This is a genomic window from Yoonia sp. SDW83-1, assembly GCF_046762885.1.
In the GTDB taxonomy this organism is placed as follows: Bacteria; Pseudomonadota; Alphaproteobacteria; order Rhodobacterales; family Rhodobacteraceae; genus Yoonia.
In genome coordinates, this window is the sequence record NZ_JBKQXO010000007.1 from 38,923 (window position 1) to 53,795 (window position 14,873).

The following is a 14,873-nucleotide window of genomic DNA, read 5'->3' on the forward strand; positions in this document are numbered from 1 at the left end:
CGTTCTTATTATCAGCGCCCGCCTGCTCTGGGAGGAGAAGAGCGGGGCGCTTCCTCGCTTGGCTTTGCTCGGGAGGAGGTGAGCGCAGCTAGCGGTATGATCGGTTCCAACCCGGGAGGAGGTGGGCGGTTCCGAAACTGGTGCATAAAGTGGCGGTACCCGGGAGGAGGTGGATACCGCCACCTTATTGCTGACCCGACGTTCAGGGAGGAGGAGAGAACCGTCGGGTCCTTGTCAGATCGGCCTAAAGGGAGGAGGCGGCCGACCCGATCCTTAAATCTGGTTGTCGTACGCAGCTTCCAGCGCGATACGCTTGATCATGGCACGATGAATACCCAGATCTGCCAAGTCGCGATCAGTCAGGGCGTTCAGTTCGTTATAGGTTGTACGGTACACTTTGCGCTTGGCGGCTTTTTCTGCCAACTCGGCGCGGAACGCTGCAAAGCGCTGGCCGAGGGAGATACCGGCAAAGCCTGTGTCTGTGTTATATGTCATCTGCTCATCTTTCGTATGATCGTCGTGTTGCGGTTTGTTCCGCCCCCGTTACGATCAACATGTAGGATAATGCTGCAGTTGCACAATACCTGTCTGAGCAACGCTGCCATGCAGAAAATGCATAAGCATTGCTGACCTAACGTCATCAATCTGTTGCTTTTTTGGGCATCTGTTTCCATCTACTTGCGCTTTGCCAAAAAACCGCCAGATGTTGCCTTGGAAACAGTCACTTTATGAACCGGAGGTATATTCATGCCCGTCACCCGCGATGAAATTCTGGGCGCACTATCGCGACTCACTTTGCCGGGGGGCGAGGATATTGTGGCACGCGATATGGTCCGTGCCCTGAATATCGACAATGATTCCGTCCGTTTTGTGATCGAAGCCGCCGACCCGGCTGAAGCGGCGAAAATGGAAGGCGTGCGCCGCGCTGCAGAGGAGATCGTGAGGGGTCTGCCCGGTGTAACCTCCGCCTCTGTCGTGCTGACAGCCCATGGCCCCGCCGCCAAGGCCCCGGAGCCGCCATCGCTGAAGGTTGGTCGCCATCCCACGCCGCAGGCCGGTCCTGCAAAGGTCGCCGGCGTTGACCGCATCCTTGCCATCGGATCGGGCAAAGGCGGCGTTGGCAAATCAACCGTGTCGTCCAATCTGGCCGTTGCGCTGGCCAGGGAAGGGCGGCGTGTTGGCCTTCTGGATGCTGATATCTATGGACCCAGCCAGCCGCGCATGATGGGCGTGAACAAACGCCCCGGATCGCCTGACGGCAAGATCATCATCCCGCTGCAGGCCCATGGTGTGACGATGATGTCCATCGGTCTGATGGTTGACCCTGACAAGGCGGTGGTCTGGCGTGGCCCAATGCTGATGGGCGCGCTGCAGCAGATGCTGGGACAGGTGCAATGGGGTGAGTTGGATGTGCTGATCGTGGATCTGCCACCGGGGACCGGTGATGTGCAGCTGACCCTGTGCCAGAAGACCCATTTGACCGGTGCGGTTGTTGTCAGCACCCCGCAGGATGTGGCCCTGATTGATGCCCGCAAGGCGCTTGATATGTTCAAGACGCTGAACACCCCTGTGCTGGGACTGATCGAAAACATGTCCACATTCGTCTGTCCGACCTGTGGCACCGAAAGCCACATCTTCGGTCAGGGTGGCGTGGCTGCAGAGGCTGACAGGATTGGGGTGCCGTTCCTGGGCGCCTTGCCGATTGACCTTGATACGCGGCTGGCCGGTGATGCGGGTGAACCGATTGCCGTGGGTGATGGTACGATGGCCGAGGCCTATCGCCACCTGGCCCGCCGCTTTATCGAGGGTGGCATGGCGTGATTATTCGCCCGGCAAAGGCGGCGGATTTCGATGCCATCTGGCCCATTCTGCACGATGTCTTCCGGGCAGGCGAGACCTATGCCGTGGACCCCCGGATCAGCAAAGAAGCCTGCCGTGACTACTGGATGACGACACCTGCAGCGACCTATGTCGCCGAAGGGCAGGGTGGTATCCTTGGTACCTATTATATCCGCACGAACCAGCCCGGCGGCGGGGCCCATATCTGCAATTGCGGCTATGTGGTGGCCGAGGCTGCGCGCGGGCAGGGGCTGGCACGGCAGATGTGCGAACACAGTCAAGTCATGGCGCGGGCGCTGGGTTACCGCGCCATGCAGTTCAATTTCGTACTGGCGAGCAATGTGGGTGCCGTCGGGCTGTGGCACCGGCTGGGTTTCGAAACAGTCGGCACGATCCCCGATGCGTTCGACCATCCTAGGGCCGGGATGGTGAATGCGTTTGTGATGTATAAGCGGCTTTAGCGTACCTTCAGCGTCGCCAACCCGATCATCGCGAGGATCAGGGAGATGATCCAGAAACGGATCACGATCTGGGGTTCGGCCCAGCCTTTTTTCTCGTAGTGATGGTGGATCGGGGCCATCAGGAAGACCCGCTTGCCCGTCCGCTTGAAATAGAGGACCTGGATGATGACCGAGAGAGCCTCGACCACGAAAAGGCCGCCGACGATGGCCAGCACGATCTCGTGCTTGGTGGCGACCGCAATCGCCCCCAGTGCCCCGCCGAGCGCCAGAGACCCGGTGTCGCCCATGAATACCGCCGCAGGCGGCGCGTTGTACCACAGGAACCCCAGCCCGCCGCCTATCAGCCCTGCGGAAAAGATCAGGATTTCACCGGTTTGCGGCACGTAATGCACGTCGAGATATTGGGTAAAGTCAGTCCGCCCGACCGCATAGGCGATGATCCCGAAAGCACCTGCCGCGATCATCACGGGCATGATCGCCAGCCCGTCCAACCCGTCGGTCAGGTTGACCGCGTTGGCCGCACCCACGATCACGATGATCGCGAAGGGGATGAACATGACCCCGAGATTGATCAGCGTATCCTTGAAAACCGGTAGCGCCAGTTGGTTGGTCAGATCATCCGGGTGATAGGCGGCGGCCCAATATCCCGCGATCCCCGCGATCAGAATACCCAGTAAAATCCGTATCTTACCCGACACGCCTGCGGTGTTCTGCTTGGAGACCTTGGCGTAGTCATCGGCAAAGCCGATCAGGGCGAAAGACAGGGTGACAAACAGCACCATCCAGACAAACGGATTGTCGAGCCGCGCCCAGAGCAGCGTCGAGGTGGTCAGCGCCCCCACGATCAGCAGCCCGCCCATGGTTGGTGTGCCAGCCTTGACGAAATGCCCTTCGGGTCCGTCGCCCCGGATCGGCTGCCCCTTACCCTGTTTGCGCCGCAGCACGTTGATCAGGGGTGGCCCGAAGATGAACCCGAACATGAGCGCGGTCATGAATGCCCCACCCGCCCGGAAGGTAATGTAGCGAAAGAGGTTGAAAAAGTCGCCGCCGTCAGAGAGAGCCGTGAGCCAGTAGAGCATGGGTTGTCCTATTCTTCTTGAGGGCGGCGATGCCCCAGTTTGCGGATGGCGTCAACGACCAGTGAGACCTTGCTGCCCTTTGATCCCTTGACCAGCACGACGTCCCCGGCGTCAACCAGCCGCGTGACGCGGGCGGCCAGATCGGAAGCATGTTCGGCCCATTGTCCGCGCTTTTCTTCCGGCAGGGCCAGCCAGAGGTGGTGCATCAGCGGTCCCGTGCAATGGATCAGGTCGAGCGATTGCAGATGCGCGTTGTGGACCAGATCCCGATGCATCTGGACCTCGTCCGGACCCAGTTCCAGCATGTCGCCCAAGATCGCGACCCGCCGCCCCTTGATCGTGCGCCCGACATTGTCGTGCGGTTTGGATGCTGCGATCACTTCCAGTGAGGCTCCGAGCGAGGTTGGGTTCGCGTTGAACGCATCGTCGATCAGATCGAGAGTTTCATCCTCGTTCGCGCCGTCGATGACGATGACTTCGCGTGTGCCGCGTCCGGCAGGCGGCACCCATTGGGCGATATCAAGGGCGGCCTGGACGGGGTCGGCCCCCAGCGCGTCAGCCACCGCCAGCACACCGACCGCGTTCATGGCGAAATGCCGTCCGGGGACGGAAAGCTTGAACAGGTAATCATGCCCTTTGCCGGTTGCGTTTATGACCGTGACGTCGCCGGTCAGGCGCACATCCTTGACCTGCCAGTCATCGGCTGTGGTGCCGAACAGCACCTGCGTAGCCCCGGTTTCGGTGGCGTGATCGCGCAGGATGCCGGTGGTTTCGATATCGGCGTTCAGCACGGCGGTCCCACCGGGTTCCAGCCCGTCCATGATGGTCGCCTTTTCGACGGCGATGCCCGAGAGGTTGTCAAACGATGCCAGATGCGCGGCGGCCACTGTGGTGACCATGGCCACATGCGGGCGGGCAAGTTTGGATAGCGGGGCGATTTCGCCCGGATTGCTCATCCCGATTTCGACGATGGCATAGTCTGTTTCGGCAGGCATACGGGCCAGCGTCAGCGGCACGCCCCAGTGGTTGTTGTAGGATGCTTCGGCGGCGTGGCATTTGCCCTGGCGGGACAGGACCGCGCGCAGCATTTCCTTGGTCGAGGTCTTGCCCACCGACCCGGTGATCGCGGCGATTCGTGCGTTGGAGCGTGCCCGCGAAGCCGCGCCAAGATCGGCAAGCCCCTGAAGCACGTCATCGACGATCAGCAACGGGGCATCGACGGGGATATCCTTGGGTTTGTAGGACACAAGTGCGGCTGCCGCGCTTTTTTCCAGCGCTTGAGCCACGAAATCATGCCCGTCGCGGATGTCTTTCAGTGCGACGAACAGATCGCCGGGTTCGAGCGTGCGGGTGTCGATCGACACGCCGGTTGCTGTCCAATCCACAGCACTGCGCCCGCCGGTGGCGGCTATCGCGTCGGCAGAGGTCCACAGCGTCATATCCGCCCCTCCAACGCGGCGACGGCCACGCTGGCCTGTTCCACATCGTCAAAGGGAAGCACGCTATCGCCCACGATCTGCCCTGTCTCGTGCCCCTTGCCCGCGATCAGCAGGGCGTCGCCGGGACCAAGCGCGTCGATGCCGCGCAGGATCGCCTCAGCCCGGTCGCCGACTTCGGTGATGCTGTCGGTACCGCCAGCGGCGATGGCCCCTTCCATGACGGCGGCGCGGATCGTTGCGGGGTCTTCGGACCGGGGATTGTCATCGGTGATGATCACGACATCGGCGTTCAGGGCAGCCGCCGCCCCCATCAGCGGGCGTTTGCCTCGGTCGCGGTCACCGCCTGCGCCGACAATGCAGACGATCCGCCCCATCACATGCGGGCGCAGCGCCTTGAGCGCGGTTTGCACGGAATCGGGCGTATGTGAGTAATCGACAAACACCGCCGCCCCGTTCTGGCGGGTCGCGGCGAGCTCCATCCGGCCATGCACAGTGCCCAGATGCGACAGGCTGTCGAACACCTCGACCGGGTCGGCACCGGCGGCGATGACCAGACCAGCGGCCAGCAGCACGTTGTCGGCCTGAAAGCCGCCAATCAGGTCCAGCCGCGCCTGACGCGGGCGGCCCTGCCAGGCAAATAGCAGGTCCTGACCTGTGGCGTCGAACCGGTTGCCGGTGATCCGCAGGCGCGCGGCGGGGCTGCGGCCCACGCCGATCACCTCTTGCCCGCGGGCGGTGCAGATATCGGCGACCTCCGGCCCTTTGGGATCGTCGAGGTTGATGACGGCCACGCCGTCTTCGGCCAGTACGCGCTTGAACAGGCCCATCTTGGCGTCAAAATACGCCTCGAACGTTCCGTGATAGTCCAGATGGTCCTGTGTGAAGTTGGTAAAGCCTGCGGCGGCCAGCAGCACGCCATCGAGCCGCCGCTGGTCAAGCCCGTGCGATGACGCCTCCATCGCGACATGGGTGACGCCGTTTTGCGCCGCCTGTGACAGGACGCGGTGCAGGGTGATCGGTTCCGGCGTGGTGTGTTTGAGCGGGTGGGTCCAGGCCCCTTCGACGCCGGTGGTGCCAAGGTTGACGCCGGCGATCCCCATCTCTTCCCAGATCTGGCGACAGAAAGTGGACACGGATGTCTTGCCATTGGTGCCGGTGACCGCGACCACGGTGTCGGGATGCGGCCCGAACCAGAGCGATGCGGTCTGCGCCAGTGCCTGACGCGGATCCTGTGCGACAATCACGGCGGCGTCGGATGCGGCCAGTTCATTAGCAGCGATGTCGGCCCCTTGCGCGTCTGTCAGCACAGCCGCGGCGCCCATGCGCAGGGCATATTGGATGAATTCGCCGCCATGCACCCGCGCACCGGGCAGGGCCGCGAAAAGGAACCCATCCTTGACGTCACGGCTATCGACGGCCAGCCCTTTGATCTGCGCCTCGCGCCCGCCTTGTGCCGTCAGCCCCAGTTCCGCCAGTGATGTCATATGCCGCCCCATTCAGTTTGAGGTGAGTGTTACACCGATGGATTGAGGACTGTCCACTTGCGGTCTGAGGCCCAGCAAGGGTGCGACGCGGCGTATCATTTCGGCGGCGACGGGCACGGCTGTCCAGCCTGCTGTGCGGCGCGGTTCTTCGCCGGAGTTTTCGGACGGTTCATCCAGCGTCACCACCAGCACATATTGCGGATCGCTGGCGGGAAATGCGGTTGCGAAGGTGGCGATCACCTTGTCATCGTAGTAGCCGCCGCCACGGGTGCGCGGCTTATCGGCGGTGCCGGTTTTGCCGCCAACCTCGTATCCCGGAACCTCACCAAAGGATGCGGTCCCATCCTGTACCACCTGCCGCAGCATCGACATGGATCGGCGGCTGACGGCCTCGCTGACCACCCGTTCACCGACAACCGCGTTTTCCATGCGCAGCAGCGTCGGTTCGACCCGTGTGCCGCCGTTGAGCAGTGAGGCATAAGCGGTCGCCAGGTGGAGGGGCGATGATGACAGGCCGTGGCCGTAAGAGATTGTCATCGTTGAAATCTCTGACCAGTTGCGCGGCAACAGGGGGGCGCCGGTCGGGGCTTCGATCATTTCGACGGGCGTCGCTTCGAGAAAGCCGAGCGAGCCGAGGAATTCGCGCTGCCGGTCCGCGCCGATCATCATAGCGATGCGCGCTGTGCCGATGTTGGAGGATTTCACAATCACATCCGTGGTGCTGAGTTCCGGGCCATAGTCACGGAAATCGCGAATGCGGAACCGCCCCCAGGACAATGGCCCTTGCGTGTCGATCAGGGTGTTGGGGTTGACCAACCCAAGCTCCATCGCTTGCGCCACGGTGAAGATCTTGAACACCGATCCCAACTCGTAAACGCCCTGCACCGCGCGGTTGAAAAGCGGGCTGTCGGACTGATCGCCTTCGGTCAGAACGCGGGGGCGATTGTTGGGGTCGAAATCGGGCAAGGACACCATCGAGATGATTTCGCCCGTGTGAATATCCATCAGGATCGAGGTCGCGCCCTTGGCGTTCATCAGCGACATGCCACCTGCCAGCACCTGTTCCGCGGCGGCCTGCACCGTCAGGTCGATGGACAATTCCAGCGGCGCCCCTTCATTGGCGGGATCGCGCAGGAAGGCGTCAAACTGACGCTCGACACCGGCCACGCCAATCACCTCGGCACTGGCGACTCCTTCGCGGCCATAGCTGGCCCCGCCAAGGATATGCGCCGCAATCGGGCCGTTAGGGTAAAGCCGCATCTCGCGCGGGCCGAAGAGTAGACCGGGCGAGCCGATATCATGGACCGCCTGCATCTGTTCAGGGCTGATCTGGCGGCGCACCCACATGAATTTCCGGTCGCCGGTGAAATCAGCGATCAGTTCTTCCTCGTCCAGTTCGGGGAAAATTGTGGCCAAACCAGCGGCGGCATGCAGCGGGTCGATCATGTCCTGTGGATGCGCATAAAGCGAATGGGTTTGCAGGTTCGTCGCCAGAATACGCCCGTTTCTATCAACAATATCTGAGCGTTGGCCAATGATCGGGTTACCGACAGCACTCGCCCGCGGCTCTTCCGGGACGGATGAGGCTAGCGTGCCCATGCGCATGCCGATCACGCCAAAGGCGCAGAAAAACGCAAGGCCAAGCAGCAGCAAACGCCCTTCGGATCGCTGGCGAGCCTTGTCAGCCATTTCTTCGTGACGGCGGCGCTTGTTTTCGGCCTCAATCGCGGCGGGGTCTTCGCCCTGCGCGCGGGCCTTGAGGATACGGGCAAGCGGACGCAGTGGCGTTCTCATAGCGGGTTCTCCACGTCGTCAAAGGCGTCCGATGACAGCTCGATCGGGTTGATGATGGGGCTGATCGGCGGGATCGGATAGATGATTTGATCGACCGCGCCAAAGGCATCGGGCATCAGCGGCAAGAGACCAAGCCGGTCGAAATTCAGCTCTGCCAGATCGGCAAGCCGGTCAGGCCGGTTCAGATAGGCCCATTCGGCCCGCAACATGCCCAGCCGCTCATGGGCGGCCCCGATGCGCGCATGTAACTGGCGCACTTCCTTGACCGCCTGCTGGGTCTTATAATTCTCCTGATAGGCCCAGAACGCGAGCCCCATGACGGCCAGCGCCGCCAGTACATACAACACACCGCGCATTACCGCGCCCCTTTCTTCATCGGCATTCCGAGTGATGCCGGATCGATATCTTCGGCTGGCGCATCGGTCCGGATCGCCACCCGCAGCTTGGCCGAGCGTGACCGTGGGTTTTCGGCCAGTTCCTGTGCGTCAGGACCGATGGCCTTGCGTTTTTCGATGCGAAAGGCGGGCACGACCTGCGCTGTTTCGGGCGCGTAACGGTTGGCGTTGGCCACATTGCCTGATCGCGCCTGCAGGAACCGTTTGACCATCCGGTCCTCAACCGAATGAAAGGTCACGACAGCCAGTTGCCCGCCCGGTTTCAAGGCCCGTTCGGCGGCCATCAGCCCCTCGGCCAGTTCGCCATATTCGTTGTTCACCGCAATGCGCAGCGCCTGAAAGGTGCGGGTGGCCGGATGCGACTGGCCTGGTTTGGCGCGGGGCAGGCAGCCTTCGACCACCTTGGCCAGTTGCCCGGTGGTGGTCAGCGGGCGGGCGGCGACAATGGCCTTGGCGATGCGGCGCGAGGCGCGTTCTTCGCCGTAAAGGTAGATGATATCGGCCAGTTCACCCTCATCCGCAGTGTTGCACAGATCGGCGGCTGATGGCCCGTCCTGCGACATCCGCATGTCCAGCGGGCCGTCACGCATGAAGGAAAAACCGCGTTCGGCCAGATCAAGCTGCATGGAGCTGACGCCAAGGTCGAGCACGACACCGTCCAGGTCGGAGCCGTATTGATCGAGCTTGGAAAACACGCCTTCGACCATCTCGATCCGGTCGCCATAGTCCCCGGCCCAGGCGGCGGCCATCTGGAACGCCAGCGGATCACGATCCACCGCGATCACCTTGTCGGCACCGGCGGCCAGCAAGGCACGGGTATAGCCACCCGCCCCGAATGTACCATCCAGCCAGACCCCGGAAACGGGCGAGACCGCTGCGATCAGCGGTCCAATCAGAACGGGGATATGTGGGTCAGGTGCGGCAGCAGCAGGCATGATCTACTCATCCAGCAGGATGAGCGGATCAAAGCCATCCTCGTGTTCTGCCAGCCAGCCGCTGATGTCCTCTGCCACCTCTTCGGCAAAGACATCGGCCTTCCAGATTTCGAAATGGTCGCCCATGCCGCTGAAGGCCAACTCACCTTCGGTGATCCCAAGTTTCTGGCGCTGTTTCAGCGGCATGACCGTGCGTCCGTCCTTGTCCACGTCCAGTTTGATGGACTGGCCGATGATCAGACGCTGAAGTTTCTTCTTGTTCGCGGACCCGCGGGGAAGGGCATTGATCTGGGCCACCACCGCGTTGAATTCGTCAACCGTGTAGCCGTGCAGTTCATTTTTCAGATGATCGCCATAGAGCAGGAACATGCGCGGGGACAGGCCAGGGGTCCAGTCAGGGTCGCCGGCTTCGAGCACACGACGAAAATCGGCAGGGATCGACATACGCCCCTTACCGTCCACCTTTTGGGTGTGTTCGCCTGTAAAACTCAGAACCACTGTCCCTCGGTCCTTTACCTCTTGCCCCCGGAAATCTTGTCTCTGGATGTGAAAACGGCGGATTGCGCTGCTGCCACTGCACAATCCGCCGGTTCCGCCCCTAGCGGGGAATGTCCGACTGCGCGTGCCACCTGGGGGGATGTCTGCTCGCTCACGCGCCGGATCTGGTTGGGTAAGACGAAGCCTGTATGAAACCTGCTTTTGCCGGTTGGGGTTCTTGGTGCCCCTTTGATGTCGTGTCCGTCTTACCGTGCAACTGTTGTGACACCAGTTGGATCACCGATCAACAACTTTTTGGGAATTCATGGTACTACATGGTGTTTTGGGGGGCTCTGCGAAACAAGATATGGACATCGGGACCTCCAGTCAGCCATATTTGTAGCGGAAGAAGGAATACTGCACACAACATGTAGACGAGATGTTCAATTTCCAAACCATTCCAGAAAATCCCAACTTTTTTACGCTACCCCGCCAATTCCGGCCTCTCATACGGCGAACATAACCGCAATCCTACCCAGTTTTGACCGAATCCCACCGGAATGTGATTCGTAGATCACACAGATTCCATGATTTCCCATGCTTGTACCAACGTGGTGCTTTCGCCAGACTAGCGTAAATCGCCAACGGACCATGCCATGCGCCTTACACTTGCTTTCGCTCTGCTTGCCCTCCCCGCCACGGCGCAGGATCTCGACCTTCTGCCCTTTCCGGTGATCGAAGTGGCCGGAGAGGACGCCGAGGCCGAATGGCACCGGCTGCGCGACGCCCCCGGCACGCCGGTGATCATTGGCGACGCCGATGCCGTCACCAGCCTGATCGACATGTTCGATCCGCAATGGGACGAATTCTATCCATTGTCACCGCAAGAGGTCGTGGCAGCCGCCAATGATCTGGCCTTTCCCGGCGCGCTCTATGACATCCGCGCTGCGGAACACGCGGACTTCGTCGCCTGGATGAAGGATAATGATTACGAAACCGATTTGCCGGAAACCTTCGATCCCGTGACCATCGCCGAACTGGACATGGGCCGCTGGCCATTCTTCTATATACCCCCGCAAGAGATTATCAGCCTGAATGACTGGGAAACCGGTCGCCCGGTCAACACCGCCTATATCGCCATCCTGCCCACCGAAAACCCGTGGGAGGCCCCGGCCTATCTGCGCTTTGGCGGCTGGAACGCCAATCCCTCTCCTGAAATCCACGTCGCCGCCTTGCGCCAATGGTTCAACGACTACGGGGCGGAACCGATTGTCATCGCGCATGACCAGATGGAACTTTGGGCCCCCAATCGCCCAACCGATCAAGAAGCGGCTATTGCGCTGGCGATCACGCATTTCCACTATGATGCGGATGTCGTCTTGCAAGGTGTCGGCACAATCTCGGCGCTCGCCGCAGACCGGATGCGCGCGCCCTATTGGTACTTTTGGTGGGATTAAGCTTGATGGAACAGGAACATGCGCAGACGATCGCCTATCAGGCTTTGGGCTGGCTGGTTGCAAACGACGACCTTTGCCCGGTTTTTCTGGGCTCAACCGGCGGATCGGTCGACGATTTGCGTGATAAGGCAACAGATCCTGCGTTTCTGGCATCGGTTCTTGAGTTCATCACGATGGATGACAAATGGGTGATGGAATTTTGTGATGGTGCCGGTCTGGCCTATGACCAGCCCTTGCGCGCCCGCTATGCGCTGCCCGGCGCGGGCGAGGTTCACTGGACCTAAAGATCGATTGTGATGGTCCCGTCGGGGTCTGCCGCGCGGCTTTGGCAGAGAATCATTTCGTGGTCGCGCTGGGCCTTCGACAGCACGAAATCGCGGTGTTCGACGGCCCCGTCGATGACCCCGCATTTGCAGACCCCGCAAAGTCCGTCAGCGCATTTCAGATCCACATGGACGCCGGCCGCAATCAGCGCGTCAGCCGCTGACTGATCCGCCGCAACGGCGATCTGCCGCCCGTCTTTCAACTCCAGCGTGAAGGGGTGGTTTTCGTAATCCTGCTGTTCGGGCACGACGAAATATTCAAGGTGCCGCGCGTCTTCGGGAAAGCCGTTTTGCGTGGCGGCTTCGATCACCGCGGCCATGTAGGCATCTGGCCCGCAGGTATAGATATGCGTGCCTTTTGAATAGGTTGCGATTTTGGGTAGGTCGGCGCGCGTGCCTTCCTTGCTGATATGCAGATGAACCTTGTCGGCCCATGGCACTGCCGCCAGATCGTCGAGGAACCCGGCATCCTGCCGGTCATGGCAACTGTAATGCAGCGCGAAATCGGCGCCGATGGCGTGCAGCCGGTGGGCCATGGCGATCATCGGGGTGATGCCGATGCCGCCGCCCATCAGCAGCGTTTTTGCGGCATCTTCGACCAGCGGGAAATGGTTGATGGGTCTGGAGATGAAAACCCTCCGTCCTTCGGTGAAGATGCGGTGCATCAGTTTTGATCCGCCGCGCCCGATATCTTCGCGCAGGACGGCGATCTGGTATTTGCTGCGGTCGGCGGGATCGCCCGAGAGCGAGTATTGGCGAAAGAATTCCGGGGCCACGACCACGTCGATATGTGCGCCTGCCGTGGCTGGCGGCAGGTCGGACCCGTCGGGCAGGGAAAATTCATATTTGGTCAACGCGTCGGTCATCTTTGTGACCTTGCTGATCACCACTTGCATCACCGGTGCGTCGCCTGTGACGGGCGTATAGACATGTTCCGGCGCAAGCCCCTGGTCGCGCCGTTTGCGGTGTTCATCCGCGCCGATCATGGCCTGATAGGCGGCGATCCCGGCCTCCCGATCCATGGGGTAGGGCCAGGGGTAGGGTGGCGGTGCCAGAGGGGCGGGATAGACCGCGAGAGTCTGATCCGCGAACCGCAGATCAAGGTCCTTTTGCAGGTCGCGTTTGTTGACCGGATGGCGGGACGGGCGATAGGCGCCGTCATCCTCCATCTCAAGATCCCACCACCATTTCTTGACCGGATTGATCGCGCCCTTGCCTGCCAAATCGTCCAGTCTTGCCAATGCCCTGGCGGCCGTTGGCACGGTCATGGCCAATTTGCGAAACGGGGCTTCGGCGAACAACCCTTCGAGGTTCCAAGGGCAGGTTTTCATGCAGCGCCCGCACATCGCCCCGTTCTTCTGGCTGACGCGGTAGGTGGTGCATTTCTGGCTGTCGGATTTCCAGATCTCGTAGCCGTTGAACATCAGCTTTGGCCCGGCGGTGATCGCCCCGCTGGGGCATTCGCGCGCGCATTTGTTGCAGGCGTCGCAAAATTTCTGCAGGCCGAAATCAATCGGCTTGTCATGGGTCATCGGCATGTTGGTCGTGACCACGCCGGATTTCAGGCGCGGGCCGAGGAAGGGGTTCAGGATCACCTCGCCAATCCGGCTGACCTCGCCCAGACCGGAGAGGAGCAGGAGCGGCGGGTGCAGCACCTCGTCATCCATGACCGAATGGACGCGGGCGGTGTAGCCCAGATTGCGCAGATGCTGCGCCAGCACGCCGCCCAGCAGGGAAAACCGCAGATAGGCGCGCATGGACTGGGCGCAAGCGATCCAGTCATCGCCGGATGCGCCCTCCATCGTCTCGTGCCCCTGATCGATGATCATGGATATCGCGTTGCTGTGGTAGGGAGTGATTGGCTGGCCCGCCACGTCGTGGCTGTAATAGGTCCAGTCAGGACAGGCAGAAAGGCCAACCGCATCGACGCCGAGGAAATAGAGTGCTGATTTGATGTTTTTGGCGTTCAGGTCTGGGATATGTGCGGTTTCATGCTTCTCTGCCGCCTGGCCATCCTGTAGCAAGACAAACGCCCCTAGCGACGGGCGAAAGGCAAAGGCGGCCGCGGATTTGCGTACATAATTACCGTTCTTCGTCGCCTCCTGCACCTGTTTGCCCATGTCCCCGAAGAGGCCGCGGGCAAACATGTTCGCCCGTTTCGGGACACGCGCCACGTTGGGTCGGTCGATATAGGTTGTCGGTTCGTCCACACGCTTGAGCGTTTCGAACGGGTGCGGACCCATGGCGAAATCGCGGGTCGCGTAGGGGTCGCGGGTGCGGGCGGATTTTGCGTGATCGCCCAGCCCGGTGCGGTAGCTGGCAGGCGGTTGCTGGCCCGGCACAATCGGCTGATCGGGGGTCATGGCGAGCGTCGTGGTGATCGCGGCCAGCCCGTAACGGTCGCCGGTGAAGGGGTTGCGCAGGCTGCCATCCTCCAACGCGACCAGCCCGGCCTGCAGGGCCAGCGCGCCCAGATGCATGTCGGACGCGGCCATGGAATGGGCGCGCGCGTCATAGCCCAGCGTGCGGATGTAGCTGGCCAACGTGACGGCGGTTTCCATGCCCCGCAGGCAGGCCCGATGATCAAGCGCATCGCTGATCCAGTCGCCTTCGTCCGGGCGGGGATCGCGAGGGTGGTCATAAAGGAACACCAGCGCATGGGTGTGGTGACGGCAATCGGTGGGGGGCAGTGCCATACTTTCGCGCAGGCCCGCCATGATGACGTCGATACCTGCGGCCAGCGTCTTGGGCTGCATTGTGCGCAGCTTGTCGGCCAGCCGGTCCACATCGGGGTTGATCACGGGTGCATCCAGCCAGGCCGCGTCGGGGATCAGGCAGGTGCCCACCATGGCGGCATCGCAATAATAGCCGAACGCCTTCAGGTGATTGGCGCGTTCGGTCAGGTCATCGGGGATCTCGGCCATCTCGCGCTTGACCATGCCGTCGCGGGTCGCGTCCAGCATCGCCTGATAATCCTGCATCGCGTTGACGATACTGAGCGGGTCATCGGGCCGCCGGAACGACAATCCCGTGAAGGGCGGTAATCCCGCGACATTAATCGTGGATTGACGCCGCAGACGTTCCAGTGGAAACGGACCCAGATGCATCGGGCGGTTCTTGTAGGATCGCAGCTTGAGCATTTCCGCAACCTCAGCCGGGCGCGGGCCAGTGTCAATGACCCCAAAGGACC

At 61.6% G+C, this 14,873-nt stretch carries 13 protein-coding genes; 4 read left to right on the plus strand and 9 right to left on the minus strand.

Going from position 1 to position 14,873, the window contains the following annotated elements:
- Window positions 1–273: 273 nt before the first annotated feature.
- Complete coding sequence (locus tag ACFWW4_RS10515) at window positions 274–495, minus strand: DUF1127 domain-containing protein (protein WP_393931045.1); 222 nt, start codon at window positions 493–495, stop codon at window positions 274–276.
- A 252-nt stretch (window positions 496–747) separates the two neighbouring features.
- On the opposite strand from ACFWW4_RS10515, the gene ACFWW4_RS10520 reads away from it, so the two are divergent.
- Window positions 748–1,821 carry an Mrp/NBP35 family ATP-binding protein gene (locus ACFWW4_RS10520; protein WP_411890802.1) on the plus strand — a complete coding sequence of 358 codons (1,074 nt, stop codon included), beginning with the start codon at window positions 748–750 and terminating at the stop codon, window positions 1,819–1,821.
- Complete coding sequence (locus ACFWW4_RS10525) at window positions 1,818–2,300, plus strand: N-acetyltransferase family protein (protein ID WP_411890803.1); 483 nt, start codon at window positions 1,818–1,820, stop codon at window positions 2,298–2,300. The genes ACFWW4_RS10520 and ACFWW4_RS10525 overlap by 4 nt, the downstream gene beginning before the upstream one ends.
- On the opposite strand, the gene mraY is transcribed toward ACFWW4_RS10525, so the two are convergent.
- Genes mraY through ACFWW4_RS10560 form a run of 7 tightly spaced genes read right to left on the minus strand, consistent with a single transcriptional unit; the run spans window position 2,297 to window position 9,924 of the window.
- Complete coding sequence (mraY, locus tag ACFWW4_RS10530) at window positions 2,297–3,379, minus strand: phospho-N-acetylmuramoyl-pentapeptide-transferase (RefSeq protein ID WP_411890804.1); 1,083 nt, start codon at window positions 3,377–3,379, stop codon at window positions 2,297–2,299. The genes ACFWW4_RS10525 and mraY overlap by 4 nt on opposite strands.
- An 8-nt stretch (window positions 3,380–3,387) precedes the next feature.
- On the minus strand, window positions 3,388–4,818 hold the full coding sequence (locus ACFWW4_RS10535; protein ID WP_411890805.1) for a UDP-N-acetylmuramoyl-tripeptide--D-alanyl-D-alanine ligase: 1,431 nt from the start codon (window positions 4,816–4,818) through the stop codon (window positions 3,388–3,390).
- On the minus strand, window positions 4,815–6,302 hold the full coding sequence (locus tag ACFWW4_RS10540; RefSeq protein ID WP_411890806.1) for a UDP-N-acetylmuramoyl-L-alanyl-D-glutamate--2,6-diaminopimelate ligase: 1,488 nt from the start codon (window positions 6,300–6,302) through the stop codon (window positions 4,815–4,817). The genes ACFWW4_RS10535 and ACFWW4_RS10540 overlap by 4 nt, the downstream gene beginning before the upstream one ends.
- Window positions 6,303–6,314: 12 nt before the next feature.
- A complete protein-coding gene (locus ACFWW4_RS10545; RefSeq protein WP_411890807.1) occupies window positions 6,315–8,096 on the minus strand; it encodes a peptidoglycan D,D-transpeptidase FtsI family protein in 1,782 nt (593 codons plus the stop codon).
- Window positions 8,093–8,452 (minus strand): cell division protein FtsL, encoded by a 360-nt coding sequence (locus ACFWW4_RS10550; protein WP_393931059.1) that lies wholly within the window; start codon window positions 8,450–8,452, stop codon window positions 8,093–8,095. Before ACFWW4_RS10550 ends, ACFWW4_RS10545 begins: the two co-directional genes overlap by 4 nt.
- Window positions 8,452–9,426: a 16S rRNA (cytosine(1402)-N(4))-methyltransferase RsmH gene (gene rsmH / locus ACFWW4_RS10555; RefSeq protein WP_411890808.1), complete on the minus strand. Its 975-nt coding sequence runs from the start codon at window positions 9,424–9,426 to the stop codon at window positions 8,452–8,454. Before rsmH ends, ACFWW4_RS10550 begins: the two co-directional genes overlap by 1 nt.
- Before the next feature lie 3 nt (window positions 9,427–9,429).
- Window positions 9,430–9,924 (minus strand): division/cell wall cluster transcriptional repressor MraZ, encoded by a 495-nt coding sequence (locus tag ACFWW4_RS10560; protein WP_393931055.1) that lies wholly within the window; start codon window positions 9,922–9,924, stop codon window positions 9,430–9,432.
- 635 nt (window positions 9,925–10,559) lie between these two features.
- On the opposite strand from ACFWW4_RS10560, the gene ACFWW4_RS10565 reads away from it, so the two are divergent.
- Together ACFWW4_RS10565 and ACFWW4_RS10570 are read left to right on the plus strand one after the other, a co-directional pair.
- Complete coding sequence (locus tag ACFWW4_RS10565) at window positions 10,560–11,360, plus strand: DUF4253 domain-containing protein (RefSeq protein ID WP_411890809.1); 801 nt, start codon at window positions 10,560–10,562, stop codon at window positions 11,358–11,360.
- 5 nt (window positions 11,361–11,365) lie between these two features.
- Window positions 11,366–11,644, plus strand: coding sequence for a DUF3572 domain-containing protein (locus tag ACFWW4_RS10570; protein WP_411890810.1), 279 nt, complete (start codon window positions 11,366–11,368; stop codon window positions 11,642–11,644).
- Here ACFWW4_RS10570 and ACFWW4_RS10575 read toward each other — a convergent pair.
- Window positions 11,641–14,823 carry a 4Fe-4S dicluster domain-containing protein gene (locus ACFWW4_RS10575; RefSeq protein ID WP_411890811.1) on the minus strand — a complete coding sequence of 1,061 codons (3,183 nt, stop codon included), beginning with the start codon at window positions 14,821–14,823 and terminating at the stop codon, window positions 11,641–11,643. The two genes, ACFWW4_RS10570 and ACFWW4_RS10575, sit on opposite strands and share 4 nt — an antisense overlap.
- Window positions 14,824–14,873: the final 50 nt, after the last annotated feature.